The sequence below is a fragment of the Variovorax soli genome (genome assembly GCF_031454625.1).
GTDB lineage: Bacteria > Pseudomonadota > Gammaproteobacteria > Burkholderiales > Burkholderiaceae_C > Variovorax > Variovorax soli_A.
Genome location: NZ_JAVDRF010000006.1, coordinates 303,371 through 321,440, shown reverse-complemented (window position 1 = coordinate 321,440; position 18,070 = coordinate 303,371). Strand labels below are relative to the sequence as shown.

18 protein-coding genes are annotated in these 18,070 nt (G+C 68.2%); 2 read left to right on the top strand and 16 right to left on the bottom strand.

All coding sequences use genetic code 11. The features are described 5' to 3' along the window. Nucleotides 1–181 precede the first annotated feature (181 nt). The 12 genes from J2739_RS16740 to J2739_RS16685 all read right to left on the bottom strand — a co-directional run bounded on the left by J2739_RS16740 (nt 182) and on the right by J2739_RS16685 (nt 11,019). Nucleotides 182–1,210, bottom strand: coding sequence for a branched-chain amino acid ABC transporter permease (locus J2739_RS16740; RefSeq protein WP_309903612.1), 1,029 nt, complete (start codon nt 1,208–1,210; stop codon nt 182–184). Between the two features lie 74 nt (nt 1,211–1,284). Continuing rightward, nucleotides 1,285–2,436 carry an ABC transporter substrate-binding protein gene (locus J2739_RS16735; RefSeq protein ID WP_309903610.1) on the bottom strand — a complete coding sequence of 384 codons (1,152 nt, stop codon included), beginning with the start codon at nt 2,434–2,436 and terminating at the stop codon, nt 1,285–1,287. Between the two features lie 34 nt (nt 2,437–2,470). Beyond that, the gene (gene paaE, locus J2739_RS16730) at nt 2,471–3,556 is read right to left on the bottom strand and encodes a 1,2-phenylacetyl-CoA epoxidase subunit PaaE (RefSeq protein WP_309903608.1); all 1,086 of its coding nucleotides are present in this window, start codon (nt 3,554–3,556) and stop codon (nt 2,471–2,473) included. A 3-nt stretch (nt 3,557–3,559) separates the two neighbouring features. Beyond that, nucleotides 3,560–4,093 carry a 1,2-phenylacetyl-CoA epoxidase subunit PaaD gene (paaD, locus tag J2739_RS16725; protein ID WP_309903606.1) on the bottom strand — a complete coding sequence of 178 codons (534 nt, stop codon included), beginning with the start codon at nt 4,091–4,093 and terminating at the stop codon, nt 3,560–3,562. Continuing rightward, complete coding sequence (gene paaC, locus J2739_RS16720) at nt 4,093–4,866, bottom strand: 1,2-phenylacetyl-CoA epoxidase subunit PaaC (protein WP_309903604.1); 774 nt, start codon at nt 4,864–4,866, stop codon at nt 4,093–4,095. The genes paaD and paaC overlap by 1 nt, the downstream gene beginning before the upstream one ends. 10 nt (nt 4,867–4,876) lie before the next feature. Beyond that, nucleotides 4,877–5,200 (bottom strand): 1,2-phenylacetyl-CoA epoxidase subunit PaaB, encoded by a 324-nt coding sequence (gene paaB / locus J2739_RS16715; RefSeq protein WP_309903625.1) that lies wholly within the window; start codon nt 5,198–5,200, stop codon nt 4,877–4,879. Nucleotides 5,201–5,250: 50 nt separating this feature from the next. Beyond that, nucleotides 5,251–6,261: a 1,2-phenylacetyl-CoA epoxidase subunit PaaA gene (gene paaA, locus J2739_RS16710; protein WP_309903603.1), complete on the bottom strand. Its 1,011-nt coding sequence runs from the start codon at nt 6,259–6,261 to the stop codon at nt 5,251–5,253. An 11-nt stretch (nt 6,262–6,272) separates the two neighbouring features. Continuing rightward, nucleotides 6,273–7,592, bottom strand: a complete 1,320-nt coding sequence (gene paaK, locus J2739_RS16705) for a phenylacetate--CoA ligase PaaK (RefSeq protein WP_309903601.1) — start codon at nt 7,590–7,592, stop codon at nt 6,273–6,275. A gap of 33 nt (nt 7,593–7,625) precedes the next feature. Beyond that, a complete protein-coding gene (gene paaI, locus J2739_RS16700) occupies nt 7,626–8,063 on the bottom strand; it encodes a hydroxyphenylacetyl-CoA thioesterase PaaI (RefSeq protein ID WP_309903599.1) in 438 nt (145 codons plus the stop codon). 13 nt (nt 8,064–8,076) lie between these two features. After that, complete coding sequence (locus J2739_RS16695; protein WP_309903598.1) at nt 8,077–8,880, bottom strand: enoyl-CoA hydratase-related protein; 804 nt, start codon at nt 8,878–8,880, stop codon at nt 8,077–8,079. A 129-nt stretch (nt 8,881–9,009) separates the two neighbouring features. Continuing rightward, nucleotides 9,010–9,657, bottom strand: coding sequence for a TetR/AcrR family transcriptional regulator (locus J2739_RS16690; protein ID WP_309903596.1), 648 nt, complete (start codon nt 9,655–9,657; stop codon nt 9,010–9,012). Nucleotides 9,658–9,726: 69 nt separating this feature from the next. Further along, on the bottom strand, nt 9,727–11,019 hold the full coding sequence (locus J2739_RS16685; protein WP_309903594.1) for an SUMF1/EgtB/PvdO family nonheme iron enzyme: 1,293 nt from the start codon (nt 11,017–11,019) through the stop codon (nt 9,727–9,729). A 183-nt stretch (nt 11,020–11,202) separates the two neighbouring features. Between J2739_RS16685 and J2739_RS16680 the strand changes: the two genes are divergently transcribed. Continuing rightward, a complete protein-coding gene (locus J2739_RS16680) occupies nt 11,203–11,814 on the top strand; it encodes a TRAP transporter small permease subunit (RefSeq protein WP_309903592.1) in 612 nt (203 codons plus the stop codon). A 14-nt stretch (nt 11,815–11,828) separates the two neighbouring features. After that, a complete protein-coding gene (locus J2739_RS16675) occupies nt 11,829–13,598 on the top strand; it encodes a TRAP transporter large permease (protein WP_309903591.1) in 1,770 nt (589 codons plus the stop codon). Between the two features lie 90 nt (nt 13,599–13,688). On the opposite strand, the gene J2739_RS16670 is transcribed toward J2739_RS16675, so the two are convergent. From J2739_RS16670 to xseB, 4 genes are all read right to left on the bottom strand, one after another. Further along, on the bottom strand, nt 13,689–14,771 hold the full coding sequence (locus tag J2739_RS16670) for a TRAP transporter substrate-binding protein (RefSeq protein ID WP_309903589.1): 1,083 nt from the start codon (nt 14,769–14,771) through the stop codon (nt 13,689–13,691). Between the two features lie 94 nt (nt 14,772–14,865). Further along, complete coding sequence (dxs, locus tag J2739_RS16665) at nt 14,866–16,749, bottom strand: 1-deoxy-D-xylulose-5-phosphate synthase (protein WP_309903587.1); 1,884 nt, start codon at nt 16,747–16,749, stop codon at nt 14,866–14,868. A gap of 12 nt (nt 16,750–16,761) precedes the next feature. Beyond that, a complete protein-coding gene (locus tag J2739_RS16660) occupies nt 16,762–17,691 on the bottom strand; it encodes a polyprenyl synthetase family protein (protein ID WP_405053898.1) in 930 nt (309 codons plus the stop codon). Further along, nucleotides 17,688–17,954, bottom strand: a complete 267-nt coding sequence (xseB, locus tag J2739_RS16655; protein WP_309903583.1) for an exodeoxyribonuclease VII small subunit — start codon at nt 17,952–17,954, stop codon at nt 17,688–17,690. Before xseB ends, J2739_RS16660 begins: the two co-directional genes overlap by 4 nt. Nucleotides 17,955–18,070 lie beyond the last annotated feature (116 nt).

Sequence of the window (18,070 nt, the reverse complement as noted above, 5' to 3'; positions counted from 1 at the left end):
GTCGCCTTTTCTTTGGTTACTTTCTTTTGGCGAAGCAAAAGAAAGTGACTCGCCCGCCGGGGCGACATCCCGGCTCCAGCCTCCAAACAGCCACACCGCCAAAGCAAGCGAACGAAGTCCACACCCTCTCCTTCACCTTCTCCAAGAGCCAGAGCCAGAGGCAGAGGAAGCAAAACCGCACTCATTCCTCATCCTCCACATGCCGGCTGCTCAACGAGCGCCACCACAACACCGGAATGATCAGCGTGAAGACAAAGACTTCCTTAAAGGCACTGGCCCAGAAGGACGAAAAGGCCTCCAGCTGGCCGACGATGAGCGCCCCCACCAGCGCCAGCGGATAGCTCGCCAGGCCGCCCACGATCGCGGCCACGAAGCCCTTCAGCCCGATCAGGAAGCCGGTGTCGTAGTAGATGGTGGTGATCGGCGCAATCAGCAGCCCCGAGACCGCGCCGATCGCCGCCGCAAGGGCGAAGCTCAGGTCGCCGGAGAGGCCGGTGGGAATGCCCATCAGCCGCGCTCCCACACGGTTGATCGCAGTAGCGCGCAGCGCCTTGCCCACGATGGAGCGCTCGAAGAACAGGAACATCAGCACCACCAGCGCGGCCGTGACCGCCACCACCACCAGCGCCTGTCCGGTGATCGCGACGCCGCCCAGGTCCAGCCGCATCTCCGAGAAGGCCGGCGTGCGCGATCCTTCGGCGCCGAAGAACAGCAGCCCCAGCCCCACCAGCACGCCGTGCAGTGCCACCGAGACGATCAGCAGCGTCAGCACGGTCGCATCGGCCAGCGGCCGGTAGGCCAGCCGGTAGAGCAGCGGGCCCAGCGGCACGATGACGGCCAGCGCGGCGAGCGTCTGCGTGAACTGCGACTCGGGCCGCAGCAGCAGCACCAGCGCGCAGGCCACCAGCGGCAGCACCACGCACCAGGCCAGGGTCGAGGCCCAGTCGATGGCCGCGCCGCGCTTCCAGCGCCACAGCTCCACGACGAGCGCCGCGGCGGCCAGCACCAGCAGCAGCCACAGCGTGGCCGGCACGCGGCCGGCCTGCAGCGCCACCACCGACAAGGCGCTGAAGGCCACGAATTCCCCTTGCGGGATGAAGATGACGCGGGTCACGGAGAACACCAGCACCAAGGCCAGCGCCATGAGCCCGTAGATCGCCCCGTTGACGATACCGTCCTGCCCCAGGATCAGGGCGATTTGCATGTCCATGCAGCTACTCCGGCGCGGCGCGCGCAGGCCCCCGGCCCGCGAACGCCGTCGCACGCACGCTCAGGTTGAGGGGCTCAGTCTTGCGGCTGGTATTTCCAGGCGCCGTTCTCGATCTTCACCATCACGCGCGCGCGCTGGTCCAGGCCGAGGTGGTCGGTCGGCGACATGGTGAAGATGCCATGGGCGCCGGGGAGGTTCTTGACCTCTTCCATCGCATCGCGCAGCGCGGCGCGGAAGGCAGGCGTGCCGGGCTGCGCCTTCTTGAGCGCAACGGGAACCGCGGCGTTCATGATCAGGCCGGCATCCCAGGCATGGCCGCCGAAGGTGGACACGCTGCCCTTGCCGTAGGCCGCCTCGTAGGCGTTGACGTAGGCCAGCGCGGACTTCTTGAGCGGATGCGAATCGGGCAGCTGCGCCGCCACCAGCATCGGGCCGGCGGGCAGCAGCGTGCCTTCGACGTCCTTGCCGCCGACGCGCAGGAAGTCGGCGTTGGCGACGCCGTGCGTCTGGTAGACCTTGCCGGCATAGCCGCGCTCCTTGAGCGTCTTCTGCGGCAGCGCGGCCGGCGTGCCGGAGCCGGCGATCAGCACGGCATCGGGCTTGGCGGAGATCAGCTTGAGCGCCTGGCCCGTGACCGAGGTGTCGCTGCGCGCGTAGCGCTCGTTGGCCACGATCTTGAGCTTCCTGAGCTCGGCGGCCTTGGTGAATTCCTGGAACCAGCCTTCACCGTAGGCATCGGAAAAACCGATGAAGCCAACCGTCTTCACGCCGTTGGCCGCCATGTGCTCGGCGATCGCGAGCGACATCATGATGTCGTTCTGCGGCGTCTTGAAGACCCACTTGCGCTTGGCGTCCATGGGCTCGACGATGCGCGACGAAGCGGCCATCGAGACCATCGGCACCTTCTCCTCGGCCACCACGTCGATCATGGCCAGCGAGTTGGGCGTCACGGTCGAGCCAAGCACGATGTCGACCTTGTTCTCGCTGATCAGCTTGCGCGTGTTCGACACCGCGGCGGTGGTGTCGGAGGCGTCGTCCAGCACGATGTAGTTGACCTTCTGCCCGCCGATGGTCTTGGGCATCAGGGCAATGGTGTTCTTTTCGGGGATGCCGAGGGAGGCGGCCGGCCCGGTCGCCGACAGCGTCACGCCGACGTTGATGTCGGCGTGCGCGGCGAAAGCCATGGCGCACAGCAGTGCCACGCCGAGGCGGGTGAAAGAAGTCATGAACGGTCTCCGTTGGTTGAGAAATCGCGCGCGCTCAGCGTTCGTCGAAGGACAGCCGAACGCGCTCGGTCAGGGGATGTGCCTGGCAGGTGAGGATAAAGCCGCCCGCGACCTCATTCTTGTCGAGCGCGAAGTTGCGCTCCATCCGCACTTCCCCTTCCAAGAGTTTGGCACGGCAGGTGCCGCACACGCCCGAAGTGCAGGAGTACGGCACCTCGAGGCCGGCGGAGGATGCGGCGTCGAGGATGCTGGGCTGCCCCTTGGTGAACGGGATCTCGCGCGCCAGCCCGTCGCGCACGATGGTGATGCGCGCCGTCTCGGCATCGCCCGGCTGCGGCTCGTGCACCACCGCGCCCACGGTGCCGGTGGGCGACTGGGCCAGGCCGAAGCGCTCGATGTGGATGCGCTCCTCGGGCACGCCGGCTTCCAGCAGCGCCGCCTCGGCTTCGTCGTTCATCTGGAAGGGCCCGCAGATGTAGACATGGTCGATGCTCCCGGGCGGCACGAGGCCCTGCAGGAACTCGGCGATCTTCTCGCGGTTCATCACGCCCATGTTGATCGGCACGTCGGTGTGCTCGTCGGAGAACACGTGCTGCAGCACCAGGCGGGTCATGTAGCGGTTCTTGAGGTCCTCGATCTCCTCCTTGAACATCGTGGACTTGAGCTGCCGGTTGCCGTAGATGAGCGTGAAGCTCGACAGCGGCTCGCGCGCGAGCACCGTCTTCATGATCGAGAGGATGGGCGTGATGCCGCTGCCGCCCGCGATGCCCACGTGGTGGCGGCGCGCCTCGGGCTCGAGCGGCACGAAGAAGCGGCCTTGCGGCGCCATCACCTGCAGCGTGTCGCCGGGCTTGAGGCTGCTGTTGATCCAGTTGGAAAACAGGCCCTGCTGCACCTTGCGCACGCCCACGCGCAGCTCGCCGTCGTCCACGCCGGCGCAGATGGAATAGGAACGGCGCAGGTCCTGGCCGTCGATCTCCTTGCGCAGGGTGAGGTACTGGCCCTGGGTGAAGCCGAAGACGCCGCGCAGGTCCTCGGGCACGTCGAAGGATACGACCACCGCCTCGGCGGTATCGGGCTCGATGCTGCGCACGCGCAGCGGGTGGAAGATGACGCTCATGGCTCAGAGGGGTTTGAAGTGCTCGAAGGGCTCGCGGCAATCCAGGCAACGGTAGAGCGACTTGCAGGCGGTGGAGCCGAAGGCGGACAGCCGCTCGGTGTGATCGCTGCCGCAACGCGGGCAGGCCACCGGCGCGGCGGCCGGGCGCCGCACCAGGCGAATCGGGACCGCACCGCCGGGCAAGGCGGCCGCGCCCGGCGGCGCGATGCCGTAGTCGCGCAGCTTGCGCTTGCCTTCGTCGCTGATCCAGTCGGTGGTCCAGGCCGGCGCGCGACGCAGCGTGACGCGGGCGGGCCCCAGGCCTGCGGCCTCGATGGCATCGCACACGCTGCGCTCGATCACCTCGGTGGCCGGGCAGCCGGAGTAGGTCGGCGTGAGCACGATCTCGAGGCCCTCGGCCTGCGGCAGCACTTCGCGCACGATGCCCAGGTCGCAGACCGACAGCGCCGGCACTTCGGGGTCGAGCACCGTGCCCAGCACGTCCCAGGCGCGCGAGACGCGGGTCTCGTCGGCAAGGGCCGGGCGCTGCGCACGCATCACCACGCCCCGCCCGGATAGACGCGCTGCAGATGCTGCATCTCCGCCAGGATGTAGCCCATGTGCTCGCTGTGAACGCCGTGCTTGCCGGTGCTCATGAAGGCCGACTCGGCCGGCATGGCAAGGGTGGCTTCGTGCAGGACCGGGCCCATCTCGGCGAACCAGGCCTCCCGCAGCTCGGACCAGGCCGGGCCCAGGCCGCTGGCGCGCGCCGCTTCGTCGACGGCATCGGCAGCAAAGAGCTCGGGCACGTAGCGCCACAGCTCGGCCAGCGCGGACGCCATGCGCGAATGCGATTCGTCCGTGCCGTCGCCGAGGCGCACGACCCAGTCGGCCGCATGCTGCTGGTGGTAGCGCGCCTCCTTGACGGCCTTGGCGGCAATGGCGGCCACCTCGGCGTCGGTCGAGGACTCGAGCTTTTCCCACAGCAGCTTGAGCAAGGTCGCGACCATCGCGTTGCGCAGCACGCTGAACGCGAAGTCGCCGCGTGGCAGCTCGACGAGGGTGGCATTCAGGTAGTCGCGCTCGTCGCGCAGGAAGGCCAGCTGGTCCTCGTCGTGCGCGCGGCCCTCGATCTGGCCGGCGCGGGTCAGGAGCGCGCGCGCCTGCCCCACCAGGTCCAGCGCCATGTTGGTCATGGCGATGTCTTCCTCCAGGACGGGCCCGTGGCCGCACCACTCTCCCAGGCGCTGGGCGAGGATCAGGCAGGTATCGCCGATGCGCAGCAGGTACTGCACGGCGGGGCTGCGGTCGAGTTCGATGGAGGCTTGCATGGGCATCTGCTCACATGTGGTCGACCGACTTCGGCAATGCGTAGAAGGTCGGGTGGCGGTAGACCTTGTCTTCCGCCGGGTCGAAGAACATGTCCTTGTCGCCGGGGTCGCTGGCGACGATCTGGTCGGAGCGCACCACCCAGACGCTGACGCCTTCCTGGCGCCGCGTGTAGACGTCGCGCGCCATCTGCAGCGCCATCTTCGGATCGGGCGCGTGCAGGCTGCCGCAATGCTTGTGGTCCAGCCCGGCCTTGCTGCGCACGAACACTTCCCAAAGCGGCCACTCGCGTCCTGCGGACGGGGTCGCCTGCGGCTGGGCCGTGCTCGATCCCACGCCGACCCTCTCCTCGCCGGGGGAAGGCAATGCGCCTTGTTTGTCGCTGCTCATGCTGCCAACCTCCGCGCTTGTTCTTGCTTTGCCGCGTGGGCAAGGGCTGCTTCCCGGACCCAGGCGCCCTCTTCCCAGGCCTTGACGCGCGCGCCCAGGCGCTCGCGGTTGCAGGGCCCGTCGCCGCCGATCACGCGCCAGAACTCGGCCCAGTCGATGGCGCCATGGTCATGCGCCTGGCGCTCCTCGTTCCACTTGAGATCGGGATCGGGCAGGGTCACGCCCAGCACCTTGGCCTGCTCGACCGCGGCATCGATGAACTTCTGCCGCAGCTCGTCGTTGGTGAAGCGCTTGATGCCCCAGCGCATGGACTGCGCACTGTTGGGCGACTGGTCGTCGGGCGGGCCGAACATCATGACCGAGGGCCACCACCAGCGGTTCACCGCGTCCTGCACCATGGCCTTCTGCGCGTCGGTGCCGTGCTGCATCATGGTGAGCAGCGCCTCGTAGCCCTGGCGCTGGTGGAAGCTCTCCTCGCGGCAGATGCGGATCATGGCGCGCGCATAGGGCGCGTAGGAGCAGCGGCAGATCGGCACCTGGTTCATGATCGCCGCGCCGTCCACCAGCCAGCCGATGGTGCCCATGTCCGCCCAGGTCAGCGTCGGGTAATTGAAGATGGAGCTGTACTTGGCCTTGCCGCTGTGCAGCGCGTCCAGCATCTGGTCACGGCTGGTGCCGAGGGTCTCGGCAGCGGCGTACAGGTAGAGGCCGTGGCCGCCTTCGTCCTGCACCTTGGCCAGCAGGATGGCCTTGCGCTTCAGCGTGGGCGCGCGGCCGATCCAGTTGCCCTCGGGCAGCATGCCGACGATCTCGGAATGCGCATGCTGGCTGATCTGGCGCACCAGCGTCTTGCGGTAGTGCTCCGGCATCCAGTCCTTGGCCTCGATGAAGCCGCCGGCGTCGATGCGCTGGTCGAAGCGCTCTTCCAGCCGCATCTCCTCGGCCGAGCGCACGGCCTTGGAGCCGTCCTTGTCCTTGCCCATGGTGTCCATGGCCTGGGTGTACATGGCGTGTCCTTTCAGGTTTTGGGGCGCTCGTCGAGGACGCGCCGGGCCTTGCCCGTCAGCGTGCGCTCGAGCGTGGCGGGGGGCTGCACCACCACCGTGGTCGAGATGCCGACCAGGGTCTTGACGCGCTGCTGCACCCACTGGGCGATCTGGTCGCATTCGGCATCGGGAAGGCCGGCGGCGCCCTGCTGCAGTTCACAGCGGACTTCCACGTGGTCCAGATGGCCCTCGCGGCTGACCTTGATCAGGTACTGGCCGGAGAGCTTCTCGTGCGCGAGCACGACCTCCTCGATCTGGGTGGGGAAGACATTGACGCCGCGGATGATCAGCATGTCGTCGCTGCGCCCCACGATCTTGCCCATGCGGCGGAAGCTGCGCGAGGTCGGCGGCAGGAGGCGCGTGAGATCGCGCGTGCGATAGCGGATGATCGGCAGCGCCTCCTTGGTCAGCGAGGTGAAGACCAGTTCGCCCTCCTCGCCGTCGGGCAGCACCTCACCGGTCTCGGGGTGGATGATCTCGGGATAGAAATGGTCTTCCCAGACCACCGGGCCGTCCTTGCTCTCGATGCATTCGCTGGCCACGCCCGGGCCCATCACCTCCGACAGCCCGTAGATGTCGACCGCATCCATGCCGCCCTTGTGCTCGATCTCGCGGCGCATGGCCTCGGTCCAGGGCTCGGCGCCGAAGATGCCGACCTTGAGCGAGCTGTCGCGCGCATCCAGCCCCTGGCGCTGGAACTCCTCGATGATCACCTGCATGTAGCTGGGCGTGACCATGATGATGTCGGGCCGGAAGTCGCGGATCAGCTGCACCTGCTTCTCCGTCTGCCCGCCGGACATCGGGATCACGGTGCAGCCGGCGCGCTCCGCGCCGTAGTGCGCGCCCAGGCCGCCGGTGAAGAGGCCGTAGCCGTAGGCCACGTGCACGATGTCGCCGGCCCGCGCGCCGGCGGCGCGGATCGAGCGCGCCACGAGATTCGCCCAGTGCTCGATGTCCTGCAGGGTGTAGCCCACCACGGTGGGCTTGCCGGTGGTGCCCGAGGAGGCGTGGATGCGTGCCACCTGCGCGCGCGGCACCGCGAACATGCCGAAGGGATAGTTGTCGCGCAGGTCCTTCTTGACGGTGAAGGGAAACTTCGCGATGTCGCTCAATTGCCGGAGGTCATCGGGATGCACGCCGCCTGCGTCGAAGGCCTGGCGGTAATGCGGCACCTTGTCGTAGGCGCGCTGCAGGGTGGCCTTCAGGCGCTGCAGCTGCAGCGCGGCGATCTCGTCGCGGCTGGCGGTTTCGATGGCTTCGAGGTCGCCGGGCTCGGGGCGTTTCACGGGCATGGGGGGTCTCCTTGGATCCGAGGGCTGCTGTGCTCAGGCCGGTGCGACCGGCTTGCCCTTGAGAGTGTAGGAACGCCCCCGGAACATCGCGATGCGCTCGCCGCGCTGGTTCAGCACCTCCGTGTCGTAGACGCCCGTGCGGCCCGCCTTCGAGACCTCGACGCAGCGCGCGACCAGCCGGTCGCCCTGGCGCGCCGGCGCGAGGAAGTCGATGCCGAAGCCCGAGGCGACCGTCACCTCGTTGTAGGAATTGCAGGCATAGGCGAAAGCCGAGTCGGCCAGGGCCGAGATGAAGCCGCCGTGGCAGATGTCGTGGCCGTTGAGCATGTCCTCGCGCACGGTCATGGCGATGTCGGCGCGGCCGGGCGCGATGGCCTCGATCTCCATGCCGAGGCCGCGCACGGCGCGGTCCTTGGCGAACATGGCATCGCGCACGCGTTCGGCGGTGTGCTGGGCTTGGGTGTCGCGCATCGATCGGGTCTTTTCAGCGGTCGTTGAACTGCGGCAGGCGCTTGGCGCGGAAGGCCTCCACGCCTTCGCGGTAATCGGCGGCGGCGCCGAGCTCGCGCTGCAGCGCGGCTTCGCGCGCCAGCGCGTCAGGCAGGTCCAGCGACTGCGCTTCGGCCAGCGCCTTTCGCGTGGCCACCAGCGCGCGCAGGGGCATCGCGGCCAGGCGTTGCGCCAGGCCCTCGACGGTGAGGCTGAGCTCATCGTCCTCCACGCATTTCCAGATCAGGCCCATCTGCGCCGCCTCGGCCGCCAGCAGTTTGTCGCCGAGCAGCGCCAGCCCCAGCGCGCGCGCCTGGCCGACCAGCCGCGGCAACAGCCAGGTGCCGCCGGTGTCGGGCACCAGCCCGATCTTGGTGAAGGCCTGGATGAAGCTGGCCGAGCGCCCGGCCACCACGAGGTCGCAGGCCAGGGCCAGGTTGGCGCCAGCGCCGGCCGCGACGCCATGCACCTCCGCGATCACCGGCACCGGCATCGAGCGGATGCGCAGCACCAGGGGCGCGTACAGCGATTCGATCACGTGGCCGAGGTCCTTGGGCGCCGCGCCGGGCGTGAAGTCCGGCGCGACCAGGGGATCGGACAGGTCCTGCCCGGCGCAGAAGGCGCGACCGGCGGCACCCAGCACGACACAGCGCACGGCACTGTCGGCCGCTGCGGCGTCGAGCTCGGCCATGAGCGCGGCATGCAGCTGCGAGGTGAAACTGTTGAGCGACTCCGGCCGGTTGAGCTGGAGCGTGCGCACGGCGCCGGATTGCGTGGTGCGGACCAGGGCTTCGTTCATCGTGTGCTGGGGGTGGGTTGACGACGGGTCCGAGGAAGGCGTCTCGAATAATTGACCGACCGTTCGGTTGATTATAGGATTGCCAGTCTTACCCCCGCAAGCTTTGGTCCTCGGTGCTAACCCTGAAATCTAGCGCGGGCCGACCGCTGCGCGCTTGCCCTTCGGCGCCAATGCCGGTGGCAGCTCCACCGCCCGCACGCCGCCGAAGAACAGGTCGGAGACGATCTCGCCGATGGCCTCGTGGTCGAGTTCGCGGTTCGGCTTCATCCAGGTGAACATCCAGTTGATCATGCCGAAGAGCAGCATGGCCATCGGCTTGCCGAGCTTGCTCCCCGCCGCCTCGCCGCGCACCTCGGCGATGGTGCGCGCGAAGGCGGCGACCACGCGCCGCTCGACGCCGACGATGCGGGCCTGGTCCTCCTCGCGCAGGAAGCGCACGTCCTCGGTCAGCACGCGCTGGGCGTTCTGCGCCACCGCGTACTCGGCCACGAAGCTGCGGATCAGCGCGGCGAGCCGGGCTTCGGGCGTCGAATGCTCGCGCATCACCTGCTCCACCACCGCTTCGAGGCGCTGCACATGCTCCTCGGCGATGCGCACGGCCAGGTCGTGCTTGTCGCGCACATAGTGGTAGAGGGTGGCCTTGGACACGCCGCAAGCCGCAGCCACCTCGTTCATCGAGGTGCCCGCATAGCCGCGCTGCGCGAACAGCTGCGCGGCATTGGAAAGAATCATTTCTCGCTGGCCGTCGTAGCCAGCCGGGTCACGCACGCGAGCCATCCGGCAGCGCCCTTTCCGGTCGATGTTGTGCAAGCCCGCATGATGGCACGGGCGCTGGAATCGACGGCCTTACAACGCGCAGGTCCGAAATCCGAAGAACCCGTCGTCGCGCTCCGGCCAGGCGAAGCCGCGGCGCCGGGGGGAACGCAGGCGCGCGCGCGTAGCGACCGAGGCGCCGCGCAGCACGCGCGCCGTGCCGAAGGCGGGCTGCGGATCGAACTCGGTGCCCGCGCTCCAGGGGTCGGCACGAAAGTCCGGCCAGGGCTGCAGGGTGCCGGCGGTCCACTCGTGCACATCGGCCCAGCGGAAGCCGCGCCGCGCGGCGTGGTGAGCGGCGATTTCCCATTCGACTTCCGTCGCGAGCCGGCGCCCGGCCCAGCGCGCCCAGGCATCGGCCTCCCACCAGCTCACATGCACGGCGCTCTGGTTGCCGGCCGCGCGCATGGGGCGGCCGAAGCGCTGCTGCAGCACCGAGCCGCCGCTGCCGCGGCGCGCCGCGCCGATCTGCTCCACATGGCGCGGTCCGCGCCGCCCTTCCGTCTGCGCGGCGAGCCAGGCGAGCCCGCCAGGCAGCCACAGCGCCTCGCGGTCATAGCCGCCGTCGTCGACGAACTCCACGTACTGGCTCCAGGTCACGGGCTGGGCATCGATCTCGAACTCCGGCACCTCGAGCGTGCACTGGCCGCGCTCCTGCGCGAAGGCGAAGCCGGGCTCGTCGAAGCCGAGGGTCCAGGCGGTGGCCGGCAGCAGCAGCGGCTCGTGCTCCACCGGCGCGGGCCGCGCCTCGATGCCCAGCGGCAGGCCCAGGGTCTGCGCCATCACCACCAGCTGCTCGCCGCGCAGGTCCTCGTGGAACAGCGCCAGCCTGTAGAAGTAGAGGCCGGCATCGGTCTCGACCGCGTGCTCCAGCAGTTCCAGCGTGCTCTCCAGCGTGTCGAGCAGATAGGCCTTGGTCGAGGCGAGATCGGGGAGCTCCAGCGACCAGCGCTGCTTCGGCTCGGCCTGCGCCGGATTCCACCAGCCGTCGGCCTCCGGCTCGATGGCTGCCAGGCGCGTCGGGCGCACCGGGCAGTCGGCACCGAAGGCGCGCTGCGTGTTGCGCGCGATCCACCACTCGGCAAACCACCCGATGTGGCCGGCCAGCCAAAGCGGCGGGTCGATGCCCTGCAGCCGCGGCACGGGGAGCATCGACGAGCCCAGCGCCTGCTCGTACAGCGAGAGCAGATGCAGCGTGTGGTTGCGCGCATCGATCAGCGCCAGCGACAGCAGCTCGCGCCCCGCACGCCGCATCTCCGGCGAATCGATGGAATGGGGCAGGCCGGCTGCGCCGAAAGGCGTGCCGGACGGCGGACTCGAAGGCATGGGCAATTATGGCCAGGCTCCACGCCGCCTCTGCGCCGCCTAGGGAATACACCGCCCGGACCCCGCGGCGGTCCGGCCTCGGCCCCCCTAAAATCGCGCGTCCTCGATGCACCCGGCGCGCCGCCCACAGGCAGGCACCGCCGGTTCTTGCATATCCAGAATCCAATCTTCCATGGAAAGAGCATGAACGGCTTGCTCCGGTTTTCGCGCGGAGTCGACTGGGTCAATGCCCAGGTCGGCAAATACATCATCTGGCTCATCCTTGCGTCCACCGTCGTCAGCGGCGTCAACGCGGTGGTGCGGAAGTTGTTCAACATGAGTTCGAACGCCTTCCTCGAGGTGCAGTGGTACCTGTTCGCAGCGGCCTTCCTGGTCGCTGCCGGCTACACGCTGCTGCACCAGGAGCACGTGAAGATCGACGTGCTCTCCAGCCGGCTCTCCAAGCGCGGCCAGATCTGGGTGGACATCATCGGCTTCACCTTCTTTCTCACGCCCATCTGCCTGGCCATCCTCTGGTACGGCATTCCGTTCTTCCTGCAAGGCTGGCGTTCCGGCGAGATGTCGAACAACGCCGGCGGCCTGGTCCGCTGGCCGGTCTACGCCATGATTCCCCTGGGCTTCACCCTGCTGATGCTGCAGGGCTGGTCGGAGCTCATCAAGCGCATCGCATTCCTGCAGGGCCGCATCGAGGACCCCACCGCCAAGCGGGCCGAGAAGAGCGCCGAAGAAGAACTCGCCGAATCGATTCGCCGCCTCGCCGAGGCCGAGGCCGATGCCGGCAAGAAGGCCGACTGAGCAAGTACATCACCATGGATTTCATCACCCAGAACTACGCCCCGATCATGTTCGCGGGCCTGATCGTGTTCCTGCTGTTCGGCTTTCCGGTCGCATTCAGCCTCGGTGCCTGCGGCCTGTTCTTCGGCCTGCTCGGCATCGAGCTCGGCCTGCTGCCCGAAGCGCTCATGCAGGCGCTGCCGCTGCGGCTGTTCGGCATCATGCAGAACGACACGCTGCTGGCCATCCCCTTCTTCACTTTGATGGGGCTGATCCTGGAGCGCAGCGGCATGGCCGAGGACCTGCTCGACACCATCGGCCAGCTGTTCGGGCCGGTGCGCGGCGGCCTCGCGCTGGCGGTGATCTTCGTCGGCGCGCTGCTCGCGGCCACCACCGGCGTGGTCGCCGCCTCGGTCATCTCGATGGGGCTGATCTCGCTGCCGATCATGCTGCGCTACGGCTACGACAGGCGCCTGGCCTCGGGCGTGATCGCGGCCTCCGGCACGCTGGCGCAGATCATCCCGCCCTCGCTCGTGCTGATCATCATGGCCGACCAGCTCGGCCGCAGCGTGGGCGACATGTACAAGGGCGCCTTCGTGCCGGGATTCATGCTGACGGCGATGTATGCCGGCTACGTGATCCTGTTGGCGATCTTCAAGCCGACGTGGGTGCCGGCCCTGCCGCCGGAAGCCCGCACCTTCCGCGAGAAGGACGGCGGCAACGGCCTGCCATCCCTGCTCGTGGTCACGGTCCTGTCCACGGCGGCCGCCCTGGTGTTCGCCCAGCACATTGCCGACGTCCAAAGCTGGTGGAAGGGCGAGACGATCGAATCGGTGGCGACGGACGAGACGATCGTCGTGTCCATGTGCGTCGGCGTCCTGCTGGCCTTCCTCATTGCCGTGCTCAACCGCATCGCGGGCCTGAAGCTGCTGTCGCGCATCGCCGAGCGCGTGACCTTCGTGCTGATCCCGCCGCTGCTGCTGATCTTCCTGGTGCTGGGCACCATCTTCCTCGGGGTCGCCACGCCGACCGAAGGCGGCGCCATGGGGGCGCTCGGCGCCTTCGCCATGGCGATGGCGCGCAAGCGGCTGGACCTGGCGCTGCTCAAGCAGGCGCTCAACACCACCACCAAGCTGTCCTGCTTCGTGGTGTTCATCCTGATCGGCTCCACCATCTTCAGCCTGGTCTTCCAGGGTGTCGACGGACCGCGCTGGGTCGAGCACCTGCTGAGCGGCACGCCGGGCGGCCAGCTTGGCTTCCTGATCCTGGTCAACCTGCTGATCTTCCTGCTGGCGTTCTTCCTGGACTTCTTCGAGCTGTCGTTCATCGTCGTGCCGCTGCTGGCACCCGTGGCGCAGAAGCTCGGCATCGACCTGATCTGGTTCGGCGTGCTGCTGGCGGTCAACATGCAGACCTCGTTCATGCATCCGCCCTTCGGTTTCGCGCTGTTCTATCTGCGCAGCGTGGCGCCGACGAGCGAATACACCGACAAGCTGACGCGCAAGCGCATCCAGCCGGTCACCACCATGCAGATCTATTGGGGTGCCGTGCCGTTCGTGCTGATCCAGATCGTCATGGTCGGCCTGATCATCGCTTTCCCGGGCATCGTCTCCAGCGGCCTGGACAAGGCCGAGAAGATCGACCTCGACAAGATCGGCGCGGAGATGCAGGCCGAGATGCCGCCGCCTGAAGCGCCGGCGCCGGGCGCGGAAGGAACGGAGCCGGCGCCCGCAACGCCGAGTCCGGAGGAAGATCCCTTGAAGGCGCTGCAGGAGTCGCTCGGCCGGGACAAGCCGAAGAACTAGCGCGCCGAAAGGACGGCGCTGCGAAACAGCGCCCATGAAAAAACCCCGCAGTGCGGGGTTTTTTTTGGGGGTGCCGGACGGGCGGTCCGCTTACAGCTTCTGCGACGCCATGAAGTTGTCGAACCGGTTCTCGGCAAAGCGGAACCACAGCACCTGGTCGCGCTGGAAGGTGCGCATGTCGGCGTAGATCTTCTTCCACTCCGGGCTCTTCGCGTCGTTTTCCGCGAACACCTCCATCGACGCCTTGAACGAGGCTTCGAGCACCTGCTGCGAGAAGGGCAGCACCTTGGTCTTGGCGCCCACGAGCTGCTTGAGCGCGGTGGGGTTCACCGCGTCGTACTTGGCCAGCATGTCCATGTGCGCGAGCGCCGAAGCCGCGTCGACGATGGCCTTGTTCTCGGCAGACAGCGCGTCGTAGGCCTTCTGGTTGATGAAGAAGTCGACTTCCGGACCGCCTTCCCACCAGCCGGGGTAGTAGTAGAAGGGCGCCACCTTGTTGAAGCCCAGCTTCTGGTCGTCGTAAGGGCCGACCCATTCGGCGGCATCGAGGGTGCCCTTCTCGAGGGACTGGTAGATCTCGCCGCCCGGGATGCTCTGGGGCACCGCGCCCATCTTGATCATGACGTCGCCGATCAGGCCGCCGCCGAGGCGCATCTTCAGGCCCTTGAAGTCGGCAGGCGACTTGATCTCCTTGCGATACCAGCCGCCCATCTGGCAGCCGGTGTTGCCGCCGGCGAAGCTGATGATGTTGTACTTGGCGTAGAACTCGTTCATGAGCTTGCGGCCGTTCCCATGCTTCATCCAGGCGCTCATCTGACGCGCATTGAGGCCGAAGGGGACGGCCGAGCCCAGCGCGAAGGCGGGGTTCTTGCCGTAGAAGTAGTAGGGCACGGTGTGAGCCATTTCGACGGAGCCGTTCTGCACCCCGTCCACCACGCCGAAGGGGGGCATCAGCTCACCGCCGGCATGCACCGAAATCTCGAACTTGCCACCCGACATGGCCTTGACGGCATTCGCGAACACTTCGCCGCCGCCATAGATTGTGTCCAGCGACTTGGGAAAGCTCGAAGCCATGCGCCAGCGGACAGCGGCCTGGGCATGGACTGCGGGCGCGATGCCGGCAGCGAGGACGCCGGCAATGCCTGCGTTTTTGATGAGGGAACGACGATCCATTGAGGTTGACTCCGAGTGCTTGGAAAAAACAAGAACGCGGCTCGTGGCCGCGTTGCCGACATCGCTGTCGAGGCAGCGAGATTGTAAAAAGTGCTTACAGGGCACCGGGCCGGGTTTTCCCTGCGGGCTCGCTCGCATCGAAGCGCTCGCGTATCGATTGCTCGATCCCGGCCGCATCGAGCCCGATGCTCGCCAGCAGCTTGGCGGGATCGCCATGCTCGATGAAGCGGTCGGGCAGGCCGAGCTGCAGCACGGGGAGCTGTACGTCGGCAGCCTGCAGCGCCTCGACGACCGCACTGCCCGCGCCCCCCATCACGGCGCCTTCCTCGAGGGTCACGACGCACTCGTGCGTGGCCACGGTCTTCAGCAGCAGATCGAGATCGAGCGGCTTGACCCAGCGCATGTTGAGCACCGTGGCATCGAGCGCCTCGGCGGCCTTGAGCGCCGGATAAAGCAAGGTGCCGAAGACCACGATCGCGATGCGCCGTCCGGTGCGGCGCAGCTCGCCCTTGCCGAAAGGCAGCGCATCCAGACCCGGCAGCGTCGCGACGCCCGCGCCCGCGCCGCGCGGATAGCGCACCGCCACCGGATGGTCCTGCGCGAATGCGCTGGAGAGCAGCTGCCGGCACTCGGCCTCGTCGGCCGGGCAGGCCAGGCTCATGTTGGGAACGCAGCGGATGAAGGCAATGTCGTAGGCCCCTGCATGGGTGGCGCCATCGGCGCCCACCAGGCCGGCGCGGTCCAGCGCGAAGACCACGGGCAGGTTCTGGATCGCCACGTCGTGGATCATCTGGTCGTAGGCGCGCTGCAGGAAGGTCGAGTAGATGGCGACCACCGGCTTCAGGCCTTCGCAGGCCAGGCCCGCGGCGAAGGTGACGGCGTGCTGCTCGGCGATGCCGACGTCGTAGTAGCGCTCGGGAAAGCGCTGCTCGAATTCCACCAGCCCCGAGCCCTCGCGCATCGCCGGCGTGATGCCGACCAGCCGGCTGTCCTGCGCCGCCATGTCGCACAGCCAATGGCCGAAGACCTGCGTGAAGGTCAGCTTGGGCGCAGTCGCGGGCTTGACAAGGCCGATGGCCGGATCGAACTTGCTGGGGCCGTGGTAGGCCACCGGATCGGCCTCGGCCAGCTTGTAGCCTTGCCCCTTCTTCGTGACCACATGCAGGAACTGCGGGCCGTGCAGGTGCTTCAGGTTTTCCAGCGTGGGCACCAGCGAGTCGAGGTCGTGGCCGTCGATCGGGCCGACGTAGTTGAAGCCGAACTGCTCGAACAGCGTCGCCGGCACCACCATGCCCTTGGCGTGCTGCTCCAGGCGCTTGGCCAGCTCGAACAGCGGCGGCGCGGCGCGCAGCACGCTCTTGCCCACGTTCTTGGCCGCGGCGTAGAAGTTGCCGCTCATCAGCTGCGCGAGATAGCGGTTGAGCGCGCCGACCGGCGGGCTGATCGACATGTCGTTGTCGTTGAGGATGACCAGCAGCTTGCAGTCGTACACGCCCGCGTTGTTGAGCGCCTCGAAGGCCATGCCCGCCGTCATCGCGCCGTCGCCGATGATCGCGACCGCGTGGCGGTCTTCCCCCTTCTGCTTGGCCGCCAGCGCCATGCCGAGCGCAGCCGAGATGCTGGTGGAGGAATGCGCGGTGCCGAAGGTGTCGTACTCGCTCTCGGTGCGCTGCGGGAAGCCGGAGATGCCGCCGATCTGGCGCAGGCTCGGCATGCGCTCGCGCCGGCCGGTGAGGATCTTGTGCGGATAGGTCTGGTGCCCCACATCCCACACCAGCCGATCGTGCGGCGTGTTGAAGACGTGGTGCAGCGCCACGGTGAGCTCGACGGTGCCGAGGTTGGAGCTCAGGTGCCCGCCGGTGCGCGAGACGTTGTCGAGCACGCAGCTGCGCACCTCGTCGGCCAGCTGCTTGAGCTGGGCGCGGTCGAAGTGGCGCAGGGCGGAGGGATCGTGGATGGTGGGGAGCAGCGGGGCCATGGGGTTGTAGTTCTAGCGGTCGCGGTCCACGACCATGTAGGCCAGCGCGCGCAAGGCGCCGGTGTCGGCCAGTTCGCTGCGGTCGAGCGCTTCCAGCGCCTGCGCCAGCAGCGCACGGGCCTGCGCGCGCGCGCCGTCGAGCCCGAGCAGGGAGACGTAAGTGGGCTTGTCGCTCGCCGCGTCCTTGCCCGCGGTTTTGCCGAGGGTCTGCGAATCGGCCGTGACGTCGAGGATGTCGTCCACGACCTGGAAGGCCAGGCCGACGGCCGAGCCGTAGGCGCGCAGCGCATCGAGCGCCTGGGCATCGATCGAACCGCAGGCCGCGCCCATCTCGACGCTGCCCTGCAGCAGGGCGCCGGTCTTGAGGCGATGCATCTCGCGCAGCCGGGCCTCGTCGAGCGCGACGCCGACGCTGGCCAGGTCGATCGCCTGGCCGCCGGCCATGCCCTGGCTGCCGGCCGCGCGCGCCAGCAGGCGGCACAGGTGGGCCTGCACCGCGGGCGCGATGCCTTCGCGCTCGGGCGTGAGCAGCTCGAAGGCCAGCGCCTGCAGGGCATCGCCGGCCAGCAGCGCATCGGCCTCGCCGAACTTCACATGCACCGTGGGCTTGCCGCGGCGCAGCACATCGTTGTCCATGCACGGCAGGTCGTCGTGCACCAGCGAATAGGCATGGATCAGCTCGACCGCGCAGGCGGCGCGCAGCGCGGCCTCGGCCTGGCCGTCCACCGACTCGCAGGCGGCGAAGACCAGCAGGGGCCGCAGCCGCTTGCCGCCGTCGAGCACCGCATAGCGCATCGCGTCGCCGAGCAGCACCGGCGCATCGACGCCGACCCATTGCGACAAGGCGGCCTCGACGCGCGCGAGCAACGGTTCGCTCCAGGCCCCGAGGCGCTGCGCGTCCCAGCGCAAGGCGTCCGGGGCCGTCATGGACGAGGCGCTCATTCCCCGGCCCACGCCTTCAGGCCGTTCGCGTCGAGCACCTTGATCTGATCTTCGACGGCCTGCAGCTTCTCGCGGCAGAAGGCCAGCAGCGCCGCGCCCCGCTGATAGCTGCCGAGCAGCTGGTCGAGCGGCAGTTGCCCCGATTCGAGCTCGGCCACCAGTTGTTCGAGTTCCTGGAGCCCGGCTTCGTAGCTCGCGGGCAGCGCACCGCTGTCGGGGGCGGCGGGCGAGGAATCTGGGGAGGGAGGAGGCACCTTGGGCATTCGGCGATGGGGATGAAACAGGCCATTTTAGGGCGGGGGCACTGCGGGCCGCCCCGGGGCGGTGCCGGCCCGCCCCGCCGCGGCGCCGCACGAAGGGTAAAGCAGCGGCACGCCTA

Excerpts from the sequence above, each read along its gene's own strand:
- J2739_RS16740 (WP_309903612.1), bottom strand. The coding sequence starts at position 1,210 with ATGGACATGCAAATCGCCCTGATCCTGGGGCAGGACGGTATCGTCAAC.
- J2739_RS16735 (WP_309903610.1), bottom strand. The coding sequence starts at position 2,436 with ATGACTTCTTTCACCCGCCTCGGCGTGGCACTGCTGTGCGCCATGGCT.
- paaE (WP_309903608.1), bottom strand. The coding sequence starts at position 3,556 with ATGAGCGTCATCTTCCACCCGCTGCGCGTGCGCAGCATCGAGCCCGAT.
- paaD (WP_309903606.1), bottom strand. The coding sequence starts at position 4,093 with ATGCGTGCGCAGCGCCCGGCCCTTGCCGACGAGACCCGCGTCTCGCGC.
- paaC (WP_309903604.1), bottom strand. The coding sequence starts at position 4,866 with ATGCAAGCCTCCATCGAACTCGACCGCAGCCCCGCCGTGCAGTACCTG.
- paaA (WP_309903603.1), bottom strand. The coding sequence starts at position 6,261 with ATGTACACCCAGGCCATGGACACCATGGGCAAGGACAAGGACGGCTCC.
- paaK (WP_309903601.1), bottom strand. The coding sequence starts at position 7,592 with ATGCCCGTGAAACGCCCCGAGCCCGGCGACCTCGAAGCCATCGAAACC.
- paaI (WP_309903599.1), bottom strand. The coding sequence starts at position 8,063 with ATGCGCGACACCCAAGCCCAGCACACCGCCGAACGCGTGCGCGATGCC.
- J2739_RS16695 (WP_309903598.1), bottom strand. The coding sequence starts at position 8,880 with ATGAACGAAGCCCTGGTCCGCACCACGCAATCCGGCGCCGTGCGCACG.
- J2739_RS16690 (WP_309903596.1), bottom strand. The coding sequence starts at position 9,657 with ATGGCTCGCGTGCGTGACCCGGCTGGCTACGACGGCCAGCGAGAAATG.
- J2739_RS16685 (WP_309903594.1), bottom strand. The coding sequence starts at position 11,019 with ATGCCTTCGAGTCCGCCGTCCGGCACGCCTTTCGGCGCAGCCGGCCTG.
- J2739_RS16680 (WP_309903592.1), top strand. The coding sequence starts at position 11,203 with ATGAACGGCTTGCTCCGGTTTTCGCGCGGAGTCGACTGGGTCAATGCC.
- J2739_RS16675 (WP_309903591.1), top strand. The coding sequence starts at position 11,829 with ATGGATTTCATCACCCAGAACTACGCCCCGATCATGTTCGCGGGCCTG.
- J2739_RS16670 (WP_309903589.1), bottom strand. The coding sequence starts at position 14,771 with ATGGATCGTCGTTCCCTCATCAAAAACGCAGGCATTGCCGGCGTCCTC.
- dxs (WP_309903587.1), bottom strand. The coding sequence starts at position 16,749 with ATGGCCCCGCTGCTCCCCACCATCCACGATCCCTCCGCCCTGCGCCAC.
- J2739_RS16660 (WP_405053898.1), bottom strand. The coding sequence starts at position 17,691 with ATGAGCGCCTCGTCCATGACGGCCCCGGACGCCTTGCGCTGGGACGCG.
- xseB (WP_309903583.1), bottom strand. The coding sequence starts at position 17,954 with ATGCCCAAGGTGCCTCCTCCCTCCCCAGATTCCTCGCCCGCCGCCCCC.